Origin of the sequence: Halioxenophilus sp. WMMB6, assembly GCF_033283405.1 — a bacterium.
Lineage (GTDB): Bacteria > Pseudomonadota > Gammaproteobacteria > Pseudomonadales > Cellvibrionaceae > Halioxenophilus.
On the sequence record NZ_JAWMQR010000002.1, the window covers coordinates 212825 to 238263 of the forward strand.

General features: G+C 56.2%; 17 protein-coding genes. 8 read left to right on the top strand and 9 right to left on the bottom strand.

The genetic code is table 11. From position 1 onward, the window contains the following. Nucleotides 1-36: 36 nt before the first annotated feature. The 3 genes from SBL51_RS06720 to SBL51_RS06730 form a co-directional block, all read right to left on the bottom strand. The gene (locus SBL51_RS06720; protein ID WP_317930131.1) at nucleotides 37-1416 is read right to left on the bottom strand and encodes a TIGR03862 family flavoprotein; all 1380 of its coding nucleotides are present in this window, start codon (nucleotides 1414-1416) and stop codon (nucleotides 37-39) included. A 167-nt stretch (nucleotides 1417-1583) separates the two neighbouring features. Then, nucleotides 1584-2279 (bottom strand): nucleotidyl transferase AbiEii/AbiGii toxin family protein, encoded by a 696-nt coding sequence (locus SBL51_RS06725; RefSeq protein WP_317930132.1) that lies wholly within the window; start codon nucleotides 2277-2279, stop codon nucleotides 1584-1586. After that, nucleotides 2276-2815, bottom strand: a complete 540-nt coding sequence (locus tag SBL51_RS06730; protein ID WP_317930133.1) for a hypothetical protein — start codon at nucleotides 2813-2815, stop codon at nucleotides 2276-2278. Before SBL51_RS06730 ends, SBL51_RS06725 begins: the two co-directional genes overlap by 4 nt. 357 nt (nucleotides 2816-3172) lie before the next feature. Here SBL51_RS06730 and SBL51_RS06735 point away from each other — a divergent pair, with 357 nt between their 5' ends. The 6 genes from SBL51_RS06735 (at nucleotide 3173) to SBL51_RS06760 (ending at nucleotide 12006) form a co-directional block, all read left to right on the top strand. Continuing rightward, on the top strand, nucleotides 3173-4219 hold the full coding sequence (locus SBL51_RS06735) for an inorganic phosphate transporter (RefSeq protein WP_317930134.1): 1047 nt from the start codon (nucleotides 3173-3175) through the stop codon (nucleotides 4217-4219). A gap of 8 nt (nucleotides 4220-4227) precedes the next feature. Beyond that, nucleotides 4228-4983, top strand: coding sequence for a DUF47 domain-containing protein (locus tag SBL51_RS06740; protein WP_317930135.1), 756 nt, complete (start codon nucleotides 4228-4230; stop codon nucleotides 4981-4983). 67 nt (nucleotides 4984-5050) lie between these two features. Then, a complete protein-coding gene (ppk2, locus tag SBL51_RS06745) occupies nucleotides 5051-5803 on the top strand; it encodes a polyphosphate kinase 2 (RefSeq protein WP_317930136.1) in 753 nt (250 codons plus the stop codon). Between the two features lie 823 nt (nucleotides 5804-6626). After that, nucleotides 6627-7607, top strand: coding sequence for a DUF364 domain-containing protein (locus SBL51_RS06750; protein ID WP_317930137.1), 981 nt, complete (start codon nucleotides 6627-6629; stop codon nucleotides 7605-7607). A gap of 660 nt (nucleotides 7608-8267) precedes the next feature. Then, nucleotides 8268-8792, top strand: coding sequence for a hypothetical protein (locus SBL51_RS06755; RefSeq protein ID WP_317930138.1), 525 nt, complete (start codon nucleotides 8268-8270; stop codon nucleotides 8790-8792). A gap of 1039 nt (nucleotides 8793-9831) precedes the next feature. Continuing rightward, nucleotides 9832-12006 (top strand): glutamine synthetase III, encoded by a 2175-nt coding sequence (locus SBL51_RS06760; RefSeq protein WP_317930139.1) that lies wholly within the window; start codon nucleotides 9832-9834, stop codon nucleotides 12004-12006. Nucleotides 12007-12388: 382 nt separating this feature from the next. Here the strand turns inward: SBL51_RS06760 and SBL51_RS06765 are convergent, their stop codons facing one another. Next, entirely contained in the window at nucleotides 12389-14029 is a 1641-nt protein-coding gene (locus SBL51_RS06765; protein ID WP_317930140.1) for a winged helix-turn-helix domain-containing tetratricopeptide repeat protein, read from the bottom strand. A 528-nt stretch (nucleotides 14030-14557) separates the two neighbouring features. Between SBL51_RS06765 and SBL51_RS06770 the strand changes: the two genes are divergently transcribed. After that, nucleotides 14558-15397, top strand: a complete 840-nt coding sequence (locus SBL51_RS06770; protein WP_317930141.1) for a methyltransferase domain-containing protein — start codon at nucleotides 14558-14560, stop codon at nucleotides 15395-15397. Nucleotides 15398-15571: 174 nt separating this feature from the next. On the opposite strand, the gene SBL51_RS06775 is transcribed toward SBL51_RS06770, so the two are convergent. Both SBL51_RS06775 and SBL51_RS06780 read right to left on the bottom strand, forming a co-directional pair. Then, nucleotides 15572-17413 carry a 3'-5' exonuclease gene (locus SBL51_RS06775; RefSeq protein ID WP_317930142.1) on the bottom strand — a complete coding sequence of 614 codons (1842 nt, stop codon included), beginning with the start codon at nucleotides 17411-17413 and terminating at the stop codon, nucleotides 15572-15574. Nucleotides 17414-17757: 344 nt separating this feature from the next. Then, complete coding sequence (locus SBL51_RS06780; protein ID WP_317930143.1) at nucleotides 17758-19440, bottom strand: methyltransferase domain-containing protein; 1683 nt, start codon at nucleotides 19438-19440, stop codon at nucleotides 17758-17760. Between the two features lie 506 nt (nucleotides 19441-19946). Here SBL51_RS06780 and SBL51_RS06785 point away from each other — a divergent pair. Further along, complete coding sequence (locus SBL51_RS06785) at nucleotides 19947-20459, top strand: hypothetical protein (protein ID WP_317930144.1); 513 nt, start codon at nucleotides 19947-19949, stop codon at nucleotides 20457-20459. A 522-nt stretch (nucleotides 20460-20981) separates the two neighbouring features. On the opposite strand, the gene SBL51_RS06790 is transcribed toward SBL51_RS06785, so the two are convergent. From SBL51_RS06790 to SBL51_RS06800, 3 genes are read right to left on the bottom strand one after another with little or no spacing between them, the layout of a single operon-like run. After that, nucleotides 20982-21152: a hypothetical protein gene (locus tag SBL51_RS06790; protein ID WP_317930145.1), complete on the bottom strand. Its 171-nt coding sequence runs from the start codon at nucleotides 21150-21152 to the stop codon at nucleotides 20982-20984. A 55-nt stretch (nucleotides 21153-21207) separates the two neighbouring features. Continuing rightward, nucleotides 21208-23787 carry a hypothetical protein gene (locus tag SBL51_RS06795; protein ID WP_317930146.1) on the bottom strand — a complete coding sequence of 860 codons (2580 nt, stop codon included), beginning with the start codon at nucleotides 23785-23787 and terminating at the stop codon, nucleotides 21208-21210. Continuing rightward, a complete protein-coding gene (locus SBL51_RS06800) occupies nucleotides 23777-25426 on the bottom strand; it encodes a hypothetical protein (protein WP_317930147.1) in 1650 nt (549 codons plus the stop codon). The genes SBL51_RS06795 and SBL51_RS06800 overlap by 11 nt, the downstream gene beginning before the upstream one ends. Nucleotides 25427-25439 lie beyond the last annotated feature (13 nt).

Genomic DNA, 25439 nt, shown 5'->3' on the forward strand with positions numbered 1-25439 from the left:
GCGGTTGCCGACCGGCGGTCGCCCGCGTGCCCAAATTCAATCTCCGCGGTAATCCCAACCATTGCCGGGCGACCATCGGTCGCCCGCACTCCTTAGCCATTTCACCGCACCCAAGCCTGCCCAGCGCCCGGTGGCAAAACAGGCGGTTAACAGATAGCCGCCGGTCGGCGCCTCCCAATCGAGCATCTCGCCGGCAACAAACACCCCCGGCAATTTTTTTACCATCAACTGCTCATCCAACTCCGCAAAAGCAACACCACCGGCGGAGCTGATCGCCTCATCAATCGGTTGCGCGGTGGTGACCGGCAGCGGCATCGCTTTTAACAGGCCGGCCAACCGCTCTGGCGATGCATGGGCTAAGGAACCCAGTCCACTATTACCCGGCCCATGATCACCGGCACGCTGCACACCAGCCGCCGGCGCACACTCGGTTAACAACGCCAGGCAGCAGGCCGACAATTTAAATTTTTTGCGCAGCAGGTTGGCCAGCGTTAACCCCTTACGCGGCGCGCTGAGTTTGGCTACCACCTCCGCGTGCGACAATTTCGGCAGCCAATCCAAAAACAGTTTGGGCGCGCTATCGGCCGGCAGCGCCAAACTGTCGCGAATAGGCGCGCTTAGGGCATACACCAAACTGCCCTCAATACCGTACTGGCTAACAATAAACTCACCGGTTTTTTCCACGGTGATCTGTTCGCGCCGATCATCCACAAGCGGCTCGCCCGCCGCCAAAAACAGCCGTACATTTTTAAGCGCCGCACCGGCATAGCGCTGCTGAATATAGTCACTCCAGGCAATTTTAAAGCCGCAGTTACTGGGTTGAAGCGGGGCCACCGTCACACCGGCAGCAGCGAAGGGCTCCACCCAGCCACCATCCGACCCCAACCGCCGCCAACTGCCGCCGCCTAAGGCCAACACCACCGCATCGAAGCGCCGCACCACCTCCCCTTCGGGCGTTGCCAACTGCAACTCGGTGGCACTATCAGCAAAGCCCAGCCAGCGGTAGCGCGGATGAAACACCACCCCCTGCTGGCGCAGGCGATGCAACCAGCGGCGCAACAAGGGCGCCGCCTTCATATCCGTGGGGAAAACCCGGTTAGAGCTGCCGACAAAGGTATCGATGCCGAGCGCATGAATCCAGGCGCGCAGCTGCTCGGGAGTGAACTCGTCGATGATTGGCTTTAGCGAAGCTGCCGCCTGGCCATAGCGACTAATAAATTGCGGGTAGGCCTCGGCGTGGGTGATATTCATTCCCCCCACACCGGCCAACAAAAACTTGCGGGCCACACTCGGCATCGCATCAAACACCGTCACCGTAAAACCGGCATTGGCAATCTGCTCGGCGGCCATTAATCCGGCGGGACCGGCACCGATAACGGCCAGATGGGGAGGGTTATTTGGGGAGCAGGTAGACATAGGCAACGGTTGAGAAAAAATAAATAACGAGCTTTAGATTATCGTGCAACGGTTAGCGGGGTGCCCCGATTAACTTAGAAACGATCATCCATAACATACAATTGGCAAAATAGCGTCGGCAATAATTTAAATGAGTAAGTTGCCCCCCCCCTATTTCCAATCATAACTCACCCCCATTTGGCCATTATTTTCAGGGTATTGAGCACCGGGTTGGGCGTAACATTCACCGTCATTAAGCCCGGCAAAATATTGAGGAAACTGTCGTTTAAGAGATTATTGGCCTGCTCAGCAAAGTAGCGCTTATGCTCATCCGACGCGGCCATCAACTCCACAATAAAGTCGCGGCGGTTTTCCAATACAAAGACAATATCTTCCATATCGTGACTGAAGTAATCGCCTTTGCCCCGATCCAAAAAGGCCTCAAATTTAGTGGCCAGAAAATCAACCGGACTAATCACCTGCAAGTACAAATTATCCTGCAGTCGGTATTTCGTTGCGTTTTGCACCGCCGTTTTATACCAGCGGTTGGTAAAACCCAAAGCTTCAGCATCGGCCGACATCACATCCAATTTTATTCGGGCGTTATCAGCCCTATACAACCAACGACAAATTGGGCCGCTGGTGTCTTCGACAAAGCCCTGCTGCCGCAATGACTCGGCAAATTTCTGATACTGCAGGTAAGTGCCTACATCAACAATTACATCAACATCTTCTGTTTGCCGAACACCCGAATAAGCCGCCTCGTCTACCAACAGCACCGTGGTACAACCACCCACAAAGGTCACTCTTGGCAAAAGCGGGCCGAGCGCTTCAGCCACGATGGTCAACTGCCGCAAATTAAAATCGTAATTGGTATTTTTCACGTCTCAAGCAGCCTACCGGTTATCAGGCTTTTCAAATGGGCCCGGGCGATAGCAAGCTCCCGGGGTTTACCCAAGCGAACCGCGTCCACCAGTGCCAACGCTTGATACAGGAGCGCATCGTTTGCGGCGGCCAGCGGTACCCCGCTCACAATCGGCTCCACAATCACCCCCTCCTGTTCACCGCCGCTGACTGCCCATATAGCAGCCGGCTGGGGAGGCACTATCTCTGTATTAACCAACGGGCAATTCCAGGCGGTCGCCATACCCCGGCCATAACCCAACGCTTGTGCGGGAAAGGCGTAACGTACGCCGTAGCACAACCACTCGGCCAAACCATTGGCCTCCGCGTAGTAGATACCCTCCCGCTCCACTAAAAGGTGAGCCACCAACAGACGTTTAGCACTTTTGCTAACCTCGCCGGCGCTTAGACTTAACTGTTCAGCCAACTCTCTCACCGTTACCTGCTGGCCACTGCGCCTCAGAGACCAGTATTTGAGTGCCAGCAATGTATCCTGAGGTTTTAGCATCATAACCATCTACCACGTTTCCTGTTTCGAAACAGGAAACATGGTAGATCACTCCAGTTTTTATTGTCAACCCCGGTGCCATTAACGGGTGAGGCAAGTGATAGCGGCTGATTGGCCCATTGATGATCGTGAACAGTAAGCGCCACACCACACACTCCTTACCCATCAAGCCGTGGCATTTATGAACTGAACGATTCCAATAGAACTGTGTGCCAAATTCGATAAGCGCCATTAAACTAGCGCCTTTTACCCTCACAGAAATTTGGCCTTGCCCCAACAAGCGCCCCCACCCAAACGCAAGGAGAGTTTAGTGGCTGCACGCCAATCATCCGCAACCGCCAGTGGCCTTGCCGCCCTATAGCCACTATGAGCGTACTGCTGGTTCTGATTATCTGTTCAATACTGCTGGTGATTGCCTTCGACTTTACCAACGGTATGCACGACGCCTCCAATATGATCGCCACCCTGATTGCCTCACGAGCGATGACGCCGGCGCAATCGATTATTCTGGTGGGCGGCTTTACCTTTTTGGGGCCGGTGTTGGGTGGCACCGCCGTGGCTGACACCATCGGCGGCTTTGTCGATCTGCAATCGCTACAGGCGTTTGACGCGGTGGTGGTGGTCACCTGCGGTATGGCGGCGGCCATCGCCTGGAACCTGCTCACCTGGCGTGTGGGGCTGCCGTCGTCCTCCTCCCACGCCCTGGTGGGCGGGCTGATAGGCGCGGTTAGCGTGGGCGCCAGTTACCACGATATTCACTGGGGCTTCGCGGCCCTGGCCGAGGGCCAGCTCACCGGCGTGAGCAAAATTATTATCACGCTGATCACCTCACCCGTACTCGGCTTCCTGGTGGGCTTTAGCCTGCACCGGCTGATGCGCTTTCTGCTGCGCGGCGCCAGCTCCAGCGCCAACCAGAAACTACGCCGGGGCCAGTGGTTTACCGCCGCCGCCATGGCCTTTGCCCACGGCACCAACGACGCCCAAAAAGGGATGGGCATTATCACCCTGATGCTGGTGCTGGGCGGCGCTATCGATCAGTTCTACGTGCCACTGTGGGTGATCTTGATCTGCGCCACCAGCATCACCGTCGGCACCCTGCTCGGCGGCTGGCGCATTGTCCGTACCATCGGCTTTGGCATCTATAAATTGGGGCCGCTGCACGGCTTCGATGCCCAGCTCTCCGGCTCGGTCATTATCTTTGGCGCCTCGCTGATTGGCGGCCCGGTCTCCACCACCCACGTCACCAGCACCGCCATTATGGGCGTCGGTGCCTCGGAACACCCACGCGCGGTGCGCTGGGCCAAGGCCCACGAGATCATCGTCGCCTGGCTGATTACCATACCCATCACCACCGCCATCGGTGCCGCACTCTATGGCGTGGTCACTCTTTTCCGTTCGCTGCTAACCCTGTGAGTTCAACCATGACCACTGCCCAACGCCGCCCCCTGATTAAAACCCTGCTCGACCGGGTCATCCCCCCCAGTACCGATTTTTTTAGCCTGCTGGTACAGCAGTGTGACAACGCCGTGGCCTGCACCGAGGCGCTGGTGGCCTACATGGAGACCGGCGACGAGCAGTACGCCCTGCGCGTGCGCGAGCTGGAGCATGTCGGCGACAAGATCAAGGCGCAAAATCTGGAGCTGCTGCACCGGGCCTTCTCCACCCCCATCGACCGGGAGGATATCTTCCGGGCCACCACGGTGATCGATACCCTGCTCAACTACGCCAAAACCACCGTGCGCGAAATGGGGCTGCTGCGGCTGCCGCCCGACCAACACACCCAGGCCATGGCCAAGCTGCTCGACAGCGGTGCCCGCGACCTGCAGGCGGGCTTCAGCGCCCTGCCCAAAAAACCGGAACAGGCCGCCAGCGCCGCCGAGCAGGCGCGCAAAACCGAACGCAAAACCGAAAAGATCTACCGCGCCGCATTAGCCGAACTGTTCGATGCCGAACACTACCTGGCCACCTTAACCGACGCCCACCGGGACGACGCCAACACCCTGGAGGTGCTGCTCAAACCCCTCGAACAGGATCAGCGCGCGGCGGTCGCCTCCAGCGTCGCCTTTGTGGTGGAGATAATGAAACGGCGCGAGGTCTACCGGCATATGTCCAACGCCGCCGACCGGGTCGCCCTGGCCGGAGAGACACTGAACGATATCGTGGTGAAAATGACCTAAACGGGTTTAGGGTTGCGCTGGTGAATAAACCCATGCCCATCAGAAAAATAGATTGCCGGAGGGCGCGATGAAACACTACAAAGAGACATTGCGGGCACTGCAGATTGAGCTGGTAAAGTTGCAGCGCCACTTTATCGCCTGCAACGATCGCATACTGATTATTGTGGAGGGGCGCGACGCCGCCGGTAAAGACGGTGTCATCAAGCGCATCGTGCAGCACCTAAGCCCGCGTGATACCCGCGTGGTCGCCATGCGCAAACCCACCGAACGGGAAATGGGCGCCTGGTATTTTCAACGCTTCGTGCCCCACCTGCCCTGCCCCCAGGAGTTCGTGATCTTCAACCGCAGCTGGTACAACCGCGCCGGTGTTGAGCACGTCATGGGTTTTTGCAGCGAGCTCGACTACCAGCAATTTTTTCGCATGGTTAACCCCTTCGAGCAGATGCTGGTCGACTCCGGCATACAGCTGCGCAAATACTATCTCGACATCAACCGCGAAGAGCAGCGCCAGCGCCTGGCCGCGCGCGAGGAAGACCCACTCTCCAACTGGAAAATCAGCCCCATCGACCGCGAAGCCCTGCGCTACTGGCCGCAGTACACTGAAGCCCGCAACACCATGCTGCGCACCACCCACAACGACATCGCCCCCTGGATAATCGTCGATGCCAACGACAAAAAAAGCGCCCGCATTCAGCTGATTAAAGATCTGCTGTCGGTGATGAACTACAACGGCAAGGATAAAGAGTTGTTGGAGACCGATAGCAAAATTGTGCGCAAGTTTAATGAGAGCATGATTGAGGATGGGTTTTTGGCATCGTGATTTTTTGCCCGGGTGGGTTTTGATTGTCATCGCGGGGAGGCCCGCAACGCCGATGGCAATCCCCACCACGGGCGATCGCCGATCGCCCAACCGAGGTATAAATTTATTCCCGGGTAACCCCACCACGGGCGATCGCCGATCGCCCCTACGGGTAAAATATTCAAACCTGGTGGTAATCCGCACCATCGTAGGGGCGACCGGCGGTCGCCCGTGTGCCCAAATTAAACCCCGCAGAAATCTGAACCCCCAATGGGCGATCGCCGATCACCGACCGCCATGGATACGGAAGGCCGCCCCGGGGGAATGCAGATCACGAAGGAGCGGTTATCTGCCCTACGGGTGAAATATTCAAACCTGGTGGCAATCCCCACCACGGGCGACCGGCGGTCGCCCGCGTGCCCAAATTAAACCCCGCAGAAATCTGAACCCCAATGGGCGATCGCCGATCACCGACCGCCATGGATACGGAAGGCCGCCCCGGGGGAATGCAGAATACGAAGCGGTCCGACGAAGGAACCGTTATCTGCCCTACCGGTAAAATATTCAAACCTGGTGGTAATCCGCACCATCGTAGGGGCGACCGGCGGTCGCCCGCGTGCCCAAATTTAATCCCGCAGAAATCTGAACCCCAAATGGGCGATCGCCGATCGCCGACCGCCATGGATGGCGGGGAATGCAAAAAACGTAGGAACAGTTTTCTGCCCTACATTCTTTGGAGATTTGAAATCGCGGGAATCCGAACACCGTAGGGCAGATGGCCATCCCCGGGCCAACCCGTTACTATTATCCCCCTCAAATAGAGGGGAATTGGTTAGGTATCACCATGAAGCATCCACGCAGTATCTATGAGGCTATACAAAAAGCGGCGCTGCAGTACGCCAAGCAGGGCAATGCCCAGGTGGAACGGTTTCAACTGGGGCTGACCTGGAGCAGCTGCCGGATCACCGCTGATGGGCAGGCCAGCATCGGCTTTGCCATGAGCCCACACGACAAAACCCGGCTGTTGCAGTGGCCGGGGACAGTAGCGGGCAAACCGGTGGATGAACTCACCACGCTGCTGCACTCCTGGAACGGTTTTGATGCCACCCTCGGCCTCGCCGCCTGCAACGCGGTGATCAACTCGCCCAGCAACCCCCTAATGCAGCAGGCGCAGGTGATTCCCGCCACCGAAGATGCCAATCTGGCGGTGTTCCGCTACTTCCGCCCCAAGCTGACCAACAAAAAAGTGGTCGTTATCGGCCGCTACCCGCATATGGATAGCGTGCTGGGTGGCCTGAACTACACCGTACTCGAACGCCAACCCCAGGCCGATGACCTGCCCGATAGCGCCGCGGAATTTGTCATCCCTGAGGCCGATTGGGTATTTATCACCGCCACCTCGTTGATCAACAAAACCTTCGGCCGCCTCAGTGAGCTGGCCAAAAATGCCGTCACCGTGTTAATGGGCCCCACCACCCCCTGGCTGCCGGAGTTTGCCGATTACGACATCGATTTTATGGCCGGCGTACTGCCCACCGATATCGACAAAGCCGAACAGATTGCCATGGAAGGGGGCGGTACCCGCCTGTTTGAGAGGGGCGTGCACTACGCCGTGGCCAATATCGCCAATACGCGTTTGCAGGCACTGAAAAAGAGTATTGGCGAAACCGTCACCCGCCGGGACCAACTCAAGCAGGCGATGGAAGCTTGGTATCAAGCGGGCAACGCTTCACGCTTTGGCCAGTGGCAGGAGCTGGAGGCGACCGACGCGCACTTGTCGAAATTGGATAGTGCGTATAAGCGGCTGTGGGATGCGTGTCAGTAGTTGGTTTTGTTTGCTCGAGTGCGGTAAGCGCAAAATTCAAATAACCAAAGAACGTAGGGCAGATAAAATATTTAATTCCCGCGGTAATCCAATCCCCGTAGGGGCGACCGGCGGTCGCCCAACCGAGGTATCAATTTATTCCCGGGTAACCTCACCACGGGCGATCGCCGATCACCGACCGCCATGGATGGGGGGGAATGCAGATCACGAAGGAACGGTTATCTGCCCTACAGGTAAAATATTCAATCCCCGCAGGAATCCAACCCCCGTAGGGGCGACCGGCGGTCGCCCGCGTGCCCAAATTAAACCCCGCGGAAATCTGAATCTCCAACGGGCGATCGCCGATCGCCCCTACATTCTTTGGAGATTTGAAATCGTAGTAATCCAAATACCGTAGGGCAGAAAACTGTTCCGAATCGTCGAACCGCTTCGTTTTTTGCATTCCCCCCGGGTCGGCCTTCCGCATCCATGGCGGTCGCCTAACCGAGGCATCAATTTATTCTGAGGCAACCCACCACCCACGGGCGATCGCCCAAACGGCTCCTCTTTAACAAATTTAGACGCCATTCGCTTTCCGAAACAGTCAACAGCGCTATATTCCCCTCTTGGCCTACTCTGCCCAAAGCAACCGAATCTCTCACTTCTGGAATCCCGCAACTTATGCCCACAAGTGCCGGCGATCAAAAAAGTCTCACCCCGCCGTCTGCGACCAGTCGTCCAGACCGGTACCCGCAACCCGTGCGGTTACTGGCAGAGGTCAAACAGGGCTTAAAGAAAATTGGCGATAACCCACGGAGCTATCGCAGCAGCGCCTTTAGGGAATGGCACAAACAAGCCCAGACGCTCTACCAGTCCGCCGCTTGGTTCGGTGCCCCGCCCATCATTGAGGAGACCTTTTCCCAGCGTGGCTTCGGCAGATCCAGAGATCTCTTAAACGATGCCCAGATTTTTGCGCTGTTCAAACAGGACGTTCAAATCACGATGAAAGAGCTGGACTATTTCATCGCCTGCTATCGGCGCATGAACAAGCCCGAGCAACCACAAACGTCTGCTGCATCGGCCGAATTATTACCGCCGATCCCCGTCGCCCGACTGAGCAAGCTATGGCTAGTTAGCGGGCTGGGTTTGTTGGCGGTAATGTTTTTGGTGGGGTGGTTGTTTAAAGCGGGAATAGTTACAGCCTGACGGTAGTTAAAACCTGTAAAGAGATCCAAAAGTAGCCTCAGGCGGTATCTCCATCACCACCACTGGCGGCGGTATATACAATCGTAGGGCAGAAAACTGTTCCGAATCGTCGGACCGCTTCGCTTTTTGCATTCCCCCCCGGGGCGGCCTTCCGCATCCATGGCGGTCGGCGACCGGCGGTCGCCCACGTGCCCAAATTAAACCCCGCGGAAATCTGAACCCCCGTAGGGGCGACCGGCGGTCGCCCAACCGAGGCATCAATTTATTCCCGGGTAACCCCACCACGGGCGATCGCCGATCGCCCCTACAGGTGAAATATTCAAACCTGGTGGTAATCCGCACCATCGTAGGGGCGACCGGCGGTCGCCCAACCGAGGCATCAATTTATTCCGGGGAAACCCAACCACGGGCGATCGCCGATCGCCCCTACGGGTGAAATATTTAAACCTGGTGGTAATCCGCACTATCGTAGGGGCGACCGGCGGTCGCCCAACCGAGGTATCAATTTATTCCGGGGAAACCCAACCACGGGCGATCGCCGATCGCCCCTACGGGTGAAATATTTAAACCTGGCGGTAATCCGCACCATCGTAGGGGCGACCGGCGGTCGCCCAACCGAGGTTTGTTTTTTATTTTCGGTTTTTGCCATAACAAAACTTAACACTCGCCAACCAGATATTTACTTACCGCTATAATCCCGCGCGCATAAACGGACCATCACCAACCTGCCTGCGCACCATTCAATTACACACCGGCCATTAAACTCTCGCCTAACCTTACACATTACTTGCTGCACGCATAGCCGCCGTTGGCAGGAGCTAACATGGCGCAATAATTGCGTTTCCAATTCCCTGAGTGTGAATGCCAGTAACTGCTCGGAAGGTACCTTACCCGGTACAAACCTCCCGCCTTACTGAATACAGGCTCCGTTAACCCTATATCGATTTTCGCGCGAATAGCCCTGCTCAACCCGGGCATTCGGCCCGCCGATCAGCGTCGGTCTTCTTTCTATAATTTATACAGTTACAAGGAATACGTTATGAGTGGAAATGAATCCAGGTTGCTTGCCGTAAGTGAAATTTGTAAAGCAACACCGATGGCCGTTGAAATGCCCCTGCCCCTCAACAAAATTTGGGCGGACGATGTCTTCAACCTGGCCACCATGGAAGAGTACCTCTCGAAGAACGCCTTTAAGGCGATGAAGAACACCGTGCAAACCGGCTCGCCGTTGGATGCCGCTACCGCGGATGTGGTTGCCGCCGCAATGAAAGAGTGGGCCTTAACCAAAGGGGTTAAATTCTTCTCCCATATTTTTTACCCCATGACCAACGCCACCGCGGAAAAACACGATGGCTTTATCGTTACCAACTCCGATGGCAACGCCATTACCGAATTTACCGGCAGCCTGTTAATTAAAGGTGAGCCCGATGGCTCCTCCTTCCCCAACGGCAGCCTGCGTATGACCAACGCCGCGCGCGGTTATACCGCCTGGGACCCAACCAGCCCCGCGTACGTGATGCACACGCCCAACGGCGCGACACTGATGATCCCCAGTGTGTTTATGTCGTGGACCGGCGAAGCCCTCGATAAAAAAATCCCGCTGCTGCGCTCCAACGCCGCCATGGATAAAGCCGCCAAAAAAGTACTGAGCCTGATGGGCGAAACCGAAATCAGCACCCTCAACTCCAGCTGCGGTGCCGAGCAGGAGTACTTTTTAATCGACGAAAAATTTGCCTACGCCCGCCCCGATCTGCTGCTCGCCGGCCGCACGCTGTTTGGCGCACCTCCGGCCAAAGGCCAGCAGTTCGATGACCACTACTTCGGTGCTATTCCAGAGCGGGTTCAGGTCTTTATGCAAGACTTCGAAGATCAACTCTACCGCCTGGGCATTCCCGCCAAAACCCACCACAACGAAGTGGCCCCCGGCCAGTTTGAAATCGCCCCCTATTTTGAAGCGGCCAACGTCGCCTCTGATCACCAACAACTGTTGATGACCGTAATGAAGCTCACCGCCAAGCGTCACGGCTTTGTTGCGCTGCTGCACGAAAAACCCTTTGCCGGCGTCAACGGTTCGGGTAAACACGTTAACTGGTCGGTTGGTAACTCCACTCAGGGCAACCTGCTCGACCCAGGCAGCACACCGGAACAGAACCTCAACTTCCTGCTGTTCTGTGGTGCTGTAATTCGCGGTGTGCATAAATTTGGCCCACTGTTGCGCGCCGTTATCGCCTCCGCCTCCAACGACCACCGCCTGGGAGCCAACGAAGCACCGCCGGCCATTCTCTCTGTCTACTTAGGCACACAGCTTGAAAAAGTCTTTATGGACATTAAAGAGGGCAACCTCGCCGCCACCGAACAGGGCGGCCAGATGGATATCGGCCTGGGCCAAATTCTGCCGTTTAAACGCGACCCCGGCGACCGCAACCGCACCTCGCCCTTCGCCTTTACCGGCAACCGTTTTGAATTCCGTGCCGTGGGCTCATCGCAGTCGGTCTCCGGCCCGCTGGTCGCCATGAACACCATGCTCGCCGACTCATTAAATTGGATTGCCGAAAAACTGGAGCCGGCCCTGGCTTCTGAGGTGGATAAAACCGCAGCCGTGGTGATGGTGTTAAAAGAGTTGATGGATGAACACAGCAATGTGGTCTTTGGTGGCGACGGTTACTCCAGCGAGTGGCACGAAAAAGCCGTGGCCGAGCGCGGCCTGAAAAACCTGCCCACCACCGCCGATGCCCTGCCCGCCTTTACCAGCCCCGAAGTGATTCAACTCTTCTCCAGCACCGGGGTATTGTCACCCGTGGAGCTGGAGAGCCGCTACGAGGTCTACTCCGAGCAGTACGTGCAAACCATCGAGGTGGAAGCAAAATTGGTGATCGATATCGCCACCACCAAAATCTACCCGGCGGCCATGAGTTATTTGTCGGATCTCACCGGCACCTACAGCAGTGCCTCGAGCCTGGGCATCTCCCTGGATACCGGCATCGCCAGCGCCATCGCCAGTGCCGCCAGCGGCATGATGGCCGGTGTAGAGAAACTGAAAACCGCCATGGGCAAACACGACTTCCCCGACACCGAAGCGCACCTGGTCTACTGCGCTAAAGAGATCTGCGCACTCATGTTGGAGATCCGCGGCTACGGCGACACCCTGGAAACCCTGGTCGACGACAGCTGCTGGCCACTGCCAAAATACGCAGAGATGATGTTCATCAAATAATTAGCGCTATCTGCGTAATCCATTTGAAAAGCCCCCGTTAATTCGGGGGCGATACTCTAATTTCTGTAATTACCTACCTAGAGCCCAGTTTTAATCTGATTAATGCACGGTCGGTATCCGCCAGATTACCGATATTAACGTAATCAGATATTCCCTCAGCCGCAATTAATTGCGGCTTTTTTTGTTTTTGAATTTATTCCCGGGTAACCCCACCACGGGCGATCGCCGATCGCCGACCGCCATGGATGGGGGGGAATGCAGATCACGAAGGAGCGGTTATCTGCCCTACGGGTGAAATATTTAAACCTGGTAGTAATCTGCACCATCGTAGGGGCGACCGGCGGTCGCCCATGTGCCCAAATTCACCACCCAAAGCAATCAGCTAGCTTGTCGGAATCCCAAACCGGGTCAGCACCTTGCTAAACCGCTCCCGCACGGCTGGGTCGGCAAAGGGAAACGAGCGGAACAATAGTGCCGCCGTCACATCCGCGCGCCGGTTTTTGGCATCCCGGGCCCAGAACCAGGCGCGGGGTTCGTTGCCGGCCAGGCCGTTGGCAATCAGCGCGATCAGCACAATGATGACATGGGCCCCGGGCGAGAGGGCGCCGCGCTCGGCCCAGTGCAGCCCCGCCTCCACCTCCCCCAGCACCAGGTGGCCCAGCCCGCGCGAGGAGTACATGGCGTAGAGCAGAGGGTCGAGTGGGCTGAGGGTGATGGCGCGCTCGGCGCTCTCCATGGCGTCCTGGCCGCGGCACAGGATGGCGCTGGCAAGCCCCCGGGAGTACTGGCCCTGGGCATAGCTGGGGCTCAGGGTATTGGCGCGATCGCACCAGACAATACCGGTTTCAAAATCCCCGGCCAGGTGGTGCGCACGGCCCAGCACCAGGTTGGTAAACGGGTCGACCGGGTCCAGCTCGTAACCGCGCTCGGCATAGCGGCGGGCACTCTCGATCGCCGCCGGCACGTCGCCGCTGTAGTTGAGCAGGGCATCCTGGAAGCGGGTGAAGGAGACGCCGGCATGGGCGCGGGCAAAGTGCGGGTCTAGTTTCAGCGCGCGCTGGAAGTGCGCCTCGGCCATCGCGTTATCGCGGTGATTGAAATGGTACATGGCCTGCAGGCCCAGGTGGTATTCAGCCCAGGCATCGAGAGATTCCGAGGTGCGCAGCCGCGCCAGACCCGCCTCGTGCAGGGGAATTTGCAGCTCCAGTGCGGCGATCACACTATCCACCAGCGAACTGCAAATGTCGTGCACCTCGCTGAAGTTAAAGTCGAACACCTCGCTCCAGAGGATATTGCGATTGCCGGTGTCCACCAAGTCCACCGACACCAGCAACCGGCCAGCGCGGCTCTCCACCAGGCCCGTCAGGCAATAACCCACCTTCAGCGCCCGCCCCACTTCTAAAATATCCACCGCCGGATCGCGGAAGCGAAAGGAGGAGGTGCGTGCAATCACCGACAGCCAGCGCAGCCGCGCCAGGGCGGTAATCAATTCATGGGGGAGCGCATCCGCGAGAATCACCTGGCGCTCGTCGACAGCGACCACGGCAAAGGGCAGCACCGCAATCGACGGCTTCACGGCTGGCACTGGCATTGCCAGCGCGCTTTCGGACGGGTTTGCGGCGAGATCTGTGGAGGGCTTTGTAGAGAACGCTGTAGAGAACTTTGTAGAGGGAGTTAGGGGCTGGCCCGGTTGCGCCGACGCGACCGGCACCTCCTGCCCCTGCACCTCGGCAATAAAGCGGAAGCCCTGCCCGCGTACGGTGCGGATCAGCCGTTGCTGTTCGCCGCTGTCGCCGATGGCCTTGCGCGCGGCCTTAATGCGGCTGGTCAGGGCGGAATCCGACACCACCCGGCCACTCCAGACGGCCTCAATAATCTCGTCCTTACTGACCATGCGCTCGCGATGCTCCACCAGATAGACCAGCAGGCGAAAGACCTGGGGCTCTATCGAAACCACCTCACCGTTACAGCGCAGCTCGACCACCGCCAGGTCCAGCTCGCAGTGGCCAAAACGGTAAATCACCGCCCCGCCACCGCTGGTTTAGCCTTCAGTTTCAACGTCCGTCCTCCCTTAACCATCAAGCATCGTGCAGCAGGCAGCCATCGCCTGGCCGACATTCACCAGCGGGCAAACCGCCACACAATCTCCAACAAATCTCCAGCAAACCGCCATGTTAGGCCCGCCCGTTTTTGGAAAACTAGGGCCTGTTAACACTAATTTAGCACCACTGCTGGAGGTCAGTTTTTTGTCCAGCTAGGCGCCAGACGTGCCAGGTAGTGGGCCTACATAAGCGGCTGGCAACAACGCTGGGCAAAAAACTGGCCCCAGCCCGAAGGGTTGAGCCTGAAATGAGCTCGCTCGTTGTTGCTCACCGCTAATTTGGGCCCACCAAACTACGCGGCTCGCGCCTAGATCGAGCTCATTTCAAGCTCAACAGAGGCGCTAAATTAGTGTTAACAGGCCCTAGCTATCAAGGCCGCAAGGCAAACCACCTAGGCCCCACCCAAAATCTAGCGAAAACCAAAAACAATCGAATCAAGGAGATAGACCATGTCACTCGCAAACCCTGTACAAGCGGCACCCATTGTAGATTTAGAGGCAATCAAAGCCAAACAACAAGCCACCTGGGGCAGCGGCGATTACGCCGTGATCGGCACCACCCTGCAGATCGTCGGCGAACAGCTGTGTGAAACCGCCAACCTGGTCAGCGGCAGCACCGTACTGGATGTCGCCGCCGGCAACGGCAACGCCACCCTCGCCGCGGCGCGCCGCTTCTGCCAGGTCACCTCCACCGACTATGTCGGCACCCTGTTGGAGCGTGGCAGCCAACGCGCCGAAGCGGAACGCCTGAAGATCGACTTCCAGGTGGCCGATGCCGAAAACCTGCCCTTCGACAACGACAGCTACGACGCGGTTATCTCCACCTACGGCGTCATGTTCACCCCCAACCAGGCCCAGGCCGCCGCCGAGATGGTGCGCGTCTGTCGCCCCGGTGGCACCATCGCCCTGGCCAACTGGACCCCGGAAGGCTTTATCGGCCAGGTGTTTAAGTGCATCGGCAAACACGTTCCCCCGGCCGCGGGCCTCAATCCCCCGTCACGTTGGGGTACCGAAGCCGGCATAGAACAACTGTTTGGCAATGCGGTAGACGTGGTCGCCTTCAAGCGCCGGGATTTCAACTTCCGCTACTGCTCGGCAGAGCATTTTCTCGACATCTTCCGCCGCTACTACGGCCCCATCCATAAAGCCTTTGCAGCACTGGATGAAGCCGGCGCCCGTGCACTGGAAGCGGATTTCAAAGCGCTGCTGGCAGAGGGCAACACAGCCACCGACGGCTCGTTAGTGGTGCCTTCGGAATATGTGGAGGTGGTATTGCGTAAACGCGGTTAGAGGATAGGAGGCTGCCCTGGCGGGCGGCCTTTTTCGGCTTACGCCAGGGTTGTGTGGCCATCTGCCCTACGGGCGAAATATTCAAACCTGGCGGTAATCCGCACCACCGTAGGGGCGACCGGCGGTCGCCCACGTGCCCAAATTACCCCCCCCTCAGAAATCACCAAACCACAGCTAACCCAAAGCACGCACCTGATCAGCAATCATAGAATTACCAGACAACAACACCTGTAATTGCGCTTGGGCTCGGGTCATGCCCACGTACACCAGGCGTGTGTTTGCAACTAGATCTTTATCCTTCATCTGGCCGATACCGGCCAATATCACCGCGGGAAATTCCAGCCCTTTACTGCTGTGCATGGTTAATACGGTGACGCGATCCTGCGTTGGGTCGTAGCTTTGTTTGTAGGCTTTGGTTCCCATCCACAGGTGGGGGATACCCGCCTGAGTTAACCGCTTATCAATCGAACTCCCTTGATAACCGGAAACATAGAGCACGGCCATATCCCGCCAATCCATCCCCTGCTCACGCCACGCCTGTAAGCTCTGCACGATATGCTCCAGCTCATTCTGCCAATGGCTCAATGAAATCACGGCCGGCGCGGGACCAGAGGTGCCGGCCGCTTCCGGCGCGATCAGTGGAATATGGTCTTCGTCGGAATCTTGTGAGGTGAGAAAGTCAGCAGCAAAGCGGTAGGCGAAATCGAGAATTTCGCGGGTGTTGCGATAGTTTAAGCGCAGCACCGTGGTACGCCCCTGGGCTTGAATGCCAACACTCGAGAGAGTGAAGTCGAGGCCCGATTTCTTTTTATAGATGGACTGAGCATCGTCGTAGAGCAATAAGAGCGAATTAGATTCCGGGTCGACCATCTGCACCACCAAGGTCAACCACTCTGCCTCGAAGTCGTGCCCCTCATCAATCATGACCGCACCGTACTGGGCGCGAGGAATGCGCCCCTTGTCCACGGCATCCATGACGGAAAACACCTGCCGCTCCCAAATGGGTTCACCACCTTGCAGTAAGTCGACACTGTAGGTTTTTAACTGAGCCTTACACCAGTCGTGAAAATGGTAAACCTGTACCTGCCCGGTTAGCCCCTTGGCCTCCATAACCGAGCGTAATTTAGCGGCCAGGCTGATGTTGTAACAGAGAATCAACACCGGCTTGGCCGTAAGCCTGGCGATTACCTCAGCTCGAAAGCCCAGTATCAAGGTTTTACCGGAACCCGCCACACCATGAATCACCCGGTGCCCTTCGCCCAGGCTGCGGGCCAGCTGCTCCTGCTGCACATCCATAATACGCACAATATCAGGCAACACTCGCTGCTCGGTGGAATCCGTTTCCGGGGCGGGGAAGAAATCTTGCTGGGGCGTATCGATAACAATTTCAGGAAAAAGATAGGCCCGAATACGGTCCATCTGTGGCAGTGTTAACTGGCGCGGAAACTGGTAGTTAAACATCGCCCACAGGCGGGATTGAAACTCCTCGGCATCCGCCGATTCGGTCATCTCATCTTTGTAGATAATCAGGTGGTCGGGCAACAGCCGCTCGCGCACCTCTTCCGGTACGGCGTTAGCCATCTGCTTGCGGGTAATGTTGGTTAACACCACGCCTACGCCCCAAGGCGCCGCCAACTTACCCTGATACTTTTCACAGGTTTGTTGCAAGAGCGGATCTCGCTGCAACTGGTGAACCACCACCAAGCCATACTGGCGTGCCTGTTCTAAAGGGTGTGGCTGCTCGGTTAGCCCAGTAGCGGTTAAATAGGTAACGCTCTTTTTATTGATATTGCGTAGTTGATCTATCTTCCAATCCTTAACCTCTAAAAACAGCAAGCCCCGGGCTGGGTGCAGAACAATAAAATCGGGATAGCGGCGCTGGCGGCCCACGGGAATGTCATACCAAACGATATAGTCATCTTCCAAAAGCGACTTCAAACGCTGGACGAAGCGCTTTTCGCCGGAGGTCATTCTGGCTAAAACATCCTTGCCTAAAGAGGGAATAATCTCTGCCATGAGTTTGCCTAAACGAATGTGGGTTTGCGCTATTGGAAATAGGATATGAACTCTATAGAAGAACTCGGCGCAGGCGTCAAATTTTAAGGCCGCTACACGGCGTGGGGCTTTGTTGTCTTGATGGATAGGTTGTGGCGTTATCTGCGCTACGGGTGAAATATTTAAACCTGGCGGTTATCAGCACCACCGTAGGGGCGATCGGCGGTCGCCCAACCGAGGTATCAATTTATTCCGGGTAACCCCACCACGGGCGGTCGCCCACAATGTTTGGCATGCAGAGAATAAATTATGTGTATATATCAAGCCTGCTCTACCGATATCGAACAGCAGCAATCAATGGTGAATTACCGAGGGGTGATACACGCCCACTCCGCCAACTGCTGATTCGTTTTTAAAGTTACACGTTGATGACAAACCGCCTCGTACAGGTCACCCAGGTCGGAGGTATTACTACCCATCAAAGGTAAGGCGGCTTCAGCCTGAATTAAAAACATCTCACTCATTGGTGACTCCATATAGCCACGCTGCCACCAGTCGATGATTAAATCTCTTGAGTGGTGTAACTGCGGTGCCGAGGGCAGTTTATCGCTCTTGTTGGCGTTTACCGAAAGGGTTGCTGGCAGTAAATTCCAGAGGTCATTATTCTGCCAGCGGGACCAAGGGAAGCAGTGGTCCACGGCGTAGGCATCGCCCTTAAGGGTTTTATCAGACCAGACACAGCGCACCACCTCACCCTGCCCAGTAAGCGTGTTGATACGCCCACGCACCTGGTTGGTATCACGCTTACCTTCATTCCACTCCAGTGCCCGACGATAGATATCCCCGGAATACCTTGCCTCCCATCCTGCCAATAGAGCTTCCCACTCGGTGACAATGGCGGGCTCTACCCAGCAGGCGTACTGGCCTAGCGTTTGCCACAGTGCGGCCGGCACCCGAAATAGACCAAAGCGGGCAAGAGACTCTTTATTCAACTGGAAGGGTTTGTTGCCGTTACGCACAGTTTCCCGTTCGCACTCAAACACCGGCCGGTTCTGCCCTGGGTACTGAATATAATGGGCGGGCATCGCTTTAATGTTAGCGCAGCAGTCACGAATGGCACCCACCAATGCCGCCGCATCAGCGCCATAAAAGGTGGCCCCCAAATTCAAATCGAACGGCGAGAATTTCTTCAGAAAATAGAAATCCTCTTTGGCAAAGCCATAACCCCTGTCACTGTTTGGGTGTTGTCGTAAACCGTGTTTGGTGATTAATGGCAAATAGAGTTTTAACCAATACAAACCCACCAAACCAAAAGGGATCTCTACAGTGTTGTCGGTGCGGTTAAGCACCATACCCGGTGCCCCCTCGGCAATACGAGACAGCACCCGTAACAGCCCCAACTTGTAGGTCGACGATTTATTGTCATTCACAATAATATGGCGCAACAGGGGCAAGCCACCGGTGCCGTCATCCAGCAGCCGCAGGCAGAGCGTCTCCCAGTAAACAGCACCACGCCCCAAGGCATCACCCGTTTTCACATACAAAGCTTCAGACAAAGCGCGCTCTCGCGCCTGGGCTTGTAACTCACCAATCGGCACATCGAAAAATTGCCGGCCATCATCCGGCCCGTGGCGAACACTCATCACCAGTAAACCACCGGGCGCTAACAGTTCACTCACAATTCGAAAAGCGCGTGCGCGCTGTGGTGGTGATAGGTGCATCCAAACCGCTGAAATTAAAATCAGGTTATAGCGCTGCCCCAGCGCCCGCACCCGCTTCAGCTCCGGCAGCGTATCGTCCAGCCAACACACATTGGCATGGCTGTTTGCTTTGGCTAACGCCCGCAACGCTTGGCAGGGTTCTACCGCAGTTACATCCCAGCCCAGCGCTGCCAACCAATTCGCATCCCGGCCAGAACCCGCCCCCAAATCACAGGCAATACCCGGCACGGTAGGCAGCAGATGCAACCAGGGCTGATGCAGCTGCTCCGGCTCAATACTGGTGTATTGAGCGTAAAGTGCTTGATGGTTTTGCTGGTAGTAGTTCATTGGTGGCGGTTAATCATTCACTAAAACTGGAAAATTACGGGGTAGGTAGGCGTTTAACATCACTGCAACAAAAGCGAAAGGGATGCCCAGGCTCAATGCTTTATGAGAGTAAAATGTAAGCTCTGCCTCTACCCTTTTATGGCCTGACTTCACCTATAGCCCTGTCGCAAATTCGCGGATTGCTGAGCAAAAAATAAGAGTTGGCCCTCGCCCCTTTTAAGCTACTACTCAATAACTTGAACGACACCAGAGCACTAACACCAAGCATTAAACTAATCATACTTTAGTATTAAAAAATTGGAACCATAATTAATAAGGCGCCACGGATTTGTGTGGCTGAGCCAATAACTAGAATTCCGTCACACTCAACACCCACTATTAAATTATTATCAGCGGCGGATTTAATTTGGGTGCTCAATTAAATTCTTTAGCGATTTGCTTTTTAAATCACCGGATAAAAAACACTGTTTGCTAAAAAAACAGGAAGACCATTAAGGAAAATAACCATGCCGCAAGAAAATAACTACAACCTAAGCATCACCGCAGAAGAGCTACAAACCGCCACGCAAGCGCTGCAAACGTTTGTTAACACCCTCCGCCCACACCTGGCGAACCTCACCGCCGACAGCCGAAGAGAGCTACCCAAGTTGGGGCCACGAACCCTGGACTTCGTCTTAAAAGCGCGTGAATACGCATCACTCAACCCGGAACTCGCCCCCGTATTTCTCTCCACCGAGCTGTTCGACGCCGACCTCGCCGGCCTGGAAACCCTCAATACCCTGCAACGCACGCTACAACCCATTGCCGAAGCCATAGACGACTCCATACTCCTGGCCGGCAGCGAAGCCTACCAGGCAGCGCTGATCTACTACCGAGGCGTAAAAACCGCCGCCGACAGCAACCAACCCAGCGCCAAAACCATACGCGATGACCTATCCGCCCGTTTCCCCAACACCCGCCGGGCCAATAATAACGAAACAGGCGCCACGATCGAGGAGGAAGGCTCCACGCTGGCCTAAGCCCGGCTCATGCCACCAGGGGGGTTGTTCCAATCCCCCTAACCTATCCAAGCGATACCCCCCGGCCACTTCCGTTATACCCCCTCCTATCACCAAGATAGCCCAGCCCCTCGCCAACCATCGGCCCGCTCGGAATTAGCTCAGCCTAGCCCGCCAAGAGCCCAGGCTAGCCCAATTCGAGCACAGGCTATCCCAAGGCAAGCTCAACCTATCGCCCGCTTAAAACAGGCTATTCGCCAGTTAGCATGGGTTAGCAAAGTTATAGGCTGGGCTATTTCAGGGTAAGAATGCGCTCACTTTTTTTGAGCCGATTGTTGGTTGGAGAGGGCCTAGGCTGGGTGTGTGAGGGGCTGGGCTTGGTTTGAGCGGGCCAGGGCTCAAATTGGCAAGGGTGATTCTTGGTTGAAACCAGCCTTGGCTCGGTTGGCGATGGGCTGGGCTGTTTTTGAGTGTGGTTGGTTTTGGTTGATTTAGAGTTGGCGTGTGAAATTTAAGACCTCGCTCTCGCCTCATGTGTGAAATTTAAGACCTGACCCTCGCCTCGGCGTGACCCTCGCCTCGGCGCAGGTCTTCCTGGATCAGTACCTCGTTGGGAGCTCGTTCCAGTTCGCCACCGGGGGTGTAGGGGTATCCCTGCTGCTCCAGTAGTTGAATAATCGCCTGCTCCAGCGCGGCCTCATTAAAGCTACTCAATCTTCCAATCCTTAGAGTCGATGATCAATGCAGATCACAAGTTACTATGATTGCGTCAAACCGACGGCCTGACCAGTTCTTTTGTGGAGAAGGCACTGATGACCTCTGCCTTATAAACCGCCAACGGTTTACTTTCTGAGAAACCTTGCATGGCGATCTTGTCTGTTTCGTAGGGGGCCCTTCTGATTAGCCTGAAGCCCAGATGAGGCAATGATTTGTGAATGGCGAGATCACCGGGGCGGGCTGTGTATTCAGCAGAGGGTGTCGGCAGGGACTCCGGGCGTTTCAGGGCGGCACCGAAGCCTTCTATCCAGTGCAGCCAGCTCAGATCGCCACTGCACAGCGGACCTATACTTTCCTTGGCTTGTGCCACCACACCTTCATCGCTGTTTATGATCTGGGCGATTGCCAATAAGGCCGCGTTAGCCATAAAACGTTCGTCTTCGGCCTCTGGCGGCTCCGCGTAGGGAGAATCCGGGCGGAACATCAATCCACAATCCCAGGCTAACCAGATCAGCAGCCCTTTTAGCCGGCTGAGATCTTCGGTATTCGCCAGCTCTGGCTGAGAGTTGTCAATTTGCATTAGCGACTGGCTGCCTTCAAACAGGGTTGCCAATGCAGAACTCAACAGCTGCTTTCGCACATCAAGGGGAACGGTGGTTTTCCCCTTTTCTATCCAGCTTTGGGTACGGTCACAGTTCCTCAGCTCCCGCAAAACAGCCAGCACAGCGATTAATTTCACCAGAACACTGTCAATGTCCAGCTTTTGGGCCTTGAGTTGACTCAGAGTGTCTATGGTGTGGCTTACAAGGGTCCTGATCTTACGGTGACAGAGTTGCAGGATCTTCTGACTCTCTTCAGTGCTCAACGCCTGTTGTTGCTGTACGGTTTCCTCTGAGTCGTCAGCATCGATTTGTTCTTCTTCGGTTCGTCCCAGCTTATCTGCACTTTCAAAGGCGTTCATTGATACATCATCGACTTTCAGGTGATAGATCAACACGTCCAGCAGGTAGGCCAAATCTTCCTTGGCTTCAAACCGGCGTTTCTTTTTAATCTTTTTGGTGTCATTGATATCCACTGACATACCGGCAGGGGTGGAGTCCGCCTGATTGCTGCTGGCCGGACCGGAGGCCTGTAGGGCGATGGGCTTGCTGCTTGGCTTGCCTTCATCATCAGAAAAAATCATCCGATGTACGCAGTTCAAAAAAGTGGACAGGTCCGGGGAATCGAAACTCAAGCTAGCCAGGGCATCGCTAAACTTGCGTTGAGCCCCGGTTCTTGAATGCTCCTGAATCTGTTCTACATGGTGAACATAGAACTGAAACTCTTCGCCTTCGCCGCCACTGATACAAATCATGGCAACCGAGGCCAATGCTTCCGGACTGGGCGAGAGATCGAAAGACTGCTGGCTGGCTTTTACGTCCAGTTGCTCCAGATTGATACCGTCAGCATCCATCAGCTGCACATGGATCGGAGCAGAGAGGGTGACTGGTGTCTTGAACTGGATCCTGCCTTCAGCCGCAATGGCGATCCCCAAGGGGTTGCCGGTGGGGGAGTCGGGCTCTTCTTTTTCCCAATTCTCTTTGACTGCCTTCCAGCTTTCTGCGCTGATTTCCGGCGCATTAGCGATATCCGACAGCCCGAGGTCTGCGCAAGCGGCGCGTACCTCGGCATCGGACCGAACCAGCATGATCTCCGTATTGCCGGTCAGCGTGGATGATAGCCAGGCTGGCTTGCTGGGGTTGGCGCTCCCGGTAACCAGATGGCGCCCTCCACTACGGGTGTCTACAACCATATATTTGGCGTGCAGGTAGGTATTTAATTGCTTGTCGGTGTCCTCTTCCTTGGTGAGCAGAGAGGTATCTACTACCCTGACCCCAGCCAGATCAGCCAGTTGAGGTGGTGCTTTGACGGTAGCTGGATCAATACCCACAATCAGCTCGTCGGGGTTTAGCGCGTCCTGCAATTGGGTCAGAAAGTCCAGGCGGCTATCGAAAAAGGCGCCGCCGACAATGACTCGGGAGACTTCATCATTAATTCTGGTTTTTAGCTGGGTCAATAGGTCAGGTCCCTGGGCAGACGACGCAATGATCCCGATATCGTCCGGCGGGGTTGCGCCTGTATTCAGCCAGGGGGCAAAGCCGGTCACTGTCCTGACCATGCTTAGAAGGTGAGTGGGTATGTTTTCACCCTGACTCTCCAGCCATTCCAATACATGGGCCCAGGCTTGTTGTATGACAGCGATGGAGTTTTCATCCTCCTTGCCCTGATAGCGAATCAGGTTGGTGAGCTCCCGATTAACGCCAAAGCCAGAGAGGGTAATGTTATGGCTCCCTATAGCCAGCAGCCCTTTACGCTTACCCACCAACAGAATGATTTTGGGGTGAAAGGCGCCGCTGGATTGCATGGGCACCAGGGTGTAGCGTCGGCCAGCAAACCGTGGAGGGTGGTTGGCAAAGCTCTGCTGGCATTGCGCCTGATCCATAATCAGTACGTTATGTCGCACACCATTGCTGGCCAGCTTGCGTAACAGCACATCCTCGTAGAAGGGCAGGTAGGCGTTAAAGGTGGTCATCAGCGAGGCCTCGTAGCCGCCGCTCTTGATCTCATCCAGCAGTGAAACCTTAGTTACCAATGGCCACCTCCTTGTAGTGCATGCCGGCTGACGAGCAGTGTGTGGTGTCTCCGTTGTCGGTTAACAGGTCCAGATCCTTCAGAACCCTAACCGCCTGATTGAAGCGCGGGCTGGTGTGCACCGCCGCAGGAATATCAACAACTTCCAGCCCCTTGTCCGATGGCCGGATTCGGAATGTAGACTGGCTCTGGCCCCGCAGTTTACGCAGTGCCACCTGAAGGTGGGCATCAATCCCCCACTTGGAAAAAAGCCATACCAAAAGCTCATCAAGGCGCATCTTGGGCCAGTTACTCTCCAGATGAGCCAGCAGCGCACCAAGGTTAATGGGGTAGGCGTGCAAATAGTTGGTCGGGAATACGATGGAGTCATACCCCTTAAGGGTTTCCTCCCGGGCAGCCAGTCCGATCAGCACGCGCAGGGCGGCTTCTATAATGCGTGCCCGGTTTACTACTGATTTTTCTGCCTTGCACAGGGCCACCACTTGTTCGGCTTGTGCCACCTCGTGCAGCTCGTTCCCCCAAGCCTGATATTTAGGCAGCCACTCCCCGCTTGCTGCAACCAGCGTGCTAAACCCGGAATCCAGGGGGAACACATCGCCCACAGGGGTAAGCTCGCCCGACTCCTGCACAAACCAGCGGGCAATGGCAGTACCGTTGGGTAATGCGAGACCAGACTCGGCGTAGGCATCCAGCACCGCATAGAACAGGCCCTGAATGCTGATGGAGAGGAGCTCGTTGCGCTCATAGACACCCCACAGGCCACCCATTTTGGCCAGATTGTCTGGCATCATCCACGGTTCACCATTGGGCATCGCTCCGGAGTAGACACACCCCCGAAAGTGAATGGAGTTCAAGGGTAAACCTTGCTCGCTTAGTGCGTCGCCCAAATCCAGCAGCATGCCTAAGGTACGTTGCCGGGGACTTGCTTCCGGGTCCTGATAGAGATCCTGTGCAAAAAACAGCTTACGGAGCAGCTCCATCTCGACGGCGGACTCCCTTAACTGGCACGGGCAAAAAACGTGCAGCTCATCCAGCCGATCAGCCGAGACCTTGCCTTCTTCTAGGGTTTGAATAAATAGATCGCTGCGAACCCCCTGATCCATCGCTTGTGCCAGCGGGAGACCCAGTTGGCGGGTGTAGCGAATACCCGTAGAGCTGGTGCCGTCAAGGATGGATAGCTCCGCCAGTACACCTAAATAGTATTGCCCCAGACCGCCAAGCTTATTTTTGAAATACGGCTGCGGGCTACCACTGCGGTGAGCATAATCGGCCAGTGTCACCGTTCCGCCCGCCTTGATTTTCGAAATATGCTCGGCGAGGTTTGCAGATCCCACCGTTGCGCCAGCGTGGTGTTCATGTTCTCCGCCTGCTGTATCGGCATGACGGTGTGCAATCAGGGTGAAAAGGCCATCCGCTTTGCGGAAGGCGTCGATAAACCGGTCGTCATGGCTGGTGTATCCGGCCTGTTCCAGCGCCCATATCAACCAGGGATAAAAGCTGTAGTAGCGGGCGCGGTCGGTCACATTGGTAATGCCGGGCAGCAGGCGACCGTAAATGTTGATGCAAGGCGCCTGAACCGCCAGATGGTCCAGGCCGCCTATTTGTCGTGGGGGTTTAACCCAGGCTGTTGTTACGTCCATTTAACCTTCCTGT

Coding starts and splice junctions, on each gene's coding strand:
- SBL51_RS06800 (WP_317930147.1), bottom strand. CDS start 25,426: ATGGACGTAACAACAGCCTGGGTTAAACCCCCACGACAAATAGGCGGC.
- SBL51_RS06720 (WP_317930131.1), bottom strand. CDS start 1,416: ATGTCTACCTGCTCCCCAAATAACCCTCCCCATCTGGCCGTTATCGGT.
- SBL51_RS06770 (WP_317930141.1), top strand. CDS start 14,558: ATGTCACTCGCAAACCCTGTACAAGCGGCACCCATTGTAGATTTAGAG.
- SBL51_RS06780 (WP_317930143.1), bottom strand. CDS start 19,440: ATGAACTACTACCAGCAAAACCATCAAGCACTTTACGCTCAATACACC.
- SBL51_RS06755 (WP_317930138.1), top strand. CDS start 8,268: ATGCCCACAAGTGCCGGCGATCAAAAAAGTCTCACCCCGCCGTCTGCG.
- SBL51_RS06750 (WP_317930137.1), top strand. CDS start 6,627: ATGAAGCATCCACGCAGTATCTATGAGGCTATACAAAAAGCGGCGCTG.
- SBL51_RS06730 (WP_317930133.1), bottom strand. CDS start 2,815: ATGGTTATGATGCTAAAACCTCAGGATACATTGCTGGCACTCAAATAC.
- SBL51_RS06785 (WP_317930144.1), top strand. CDS start 19,947: ATGCCGCAAGAAAATAACTACAACCTAAGCATCACCGCAGAAGAGCTA.
- ppk2 (WP_317930136.1), top strand. CDS start 5,051: ATGAAACACTACAAAGAGACATTGCGGGCACTGCAGATTGAGCTGGTA.
- SBL51_RS06740 (WP_317930135.1), top strand. CDS start 4,228: ATGACCACTGCCCAACGCCGCCCCCTGATTAAAACCCTGCTCGACCGG.
- SBL51_RS06760 (WP_317930139.1), top strand. CDS start 9,832: ATGAGTGGAAATGAATCCAGGTTGCTTGCCGTAAGTGAAATTTGTAAA.
- SBL51_RS06735 (WP_317930134.1), top strand. CDS start 3,173: ATGAGCGTACTGCTGGTTCTGATTATCTGTTCAATACTGCTGGTGATT.
- SBL51_RS06775 (WP_317930142.1), bottom strand. CDS start 17,413: ATGGCAGAGATTATTCCCTCTTTAGGCAAGGATGTTTTAGCCAGAATG.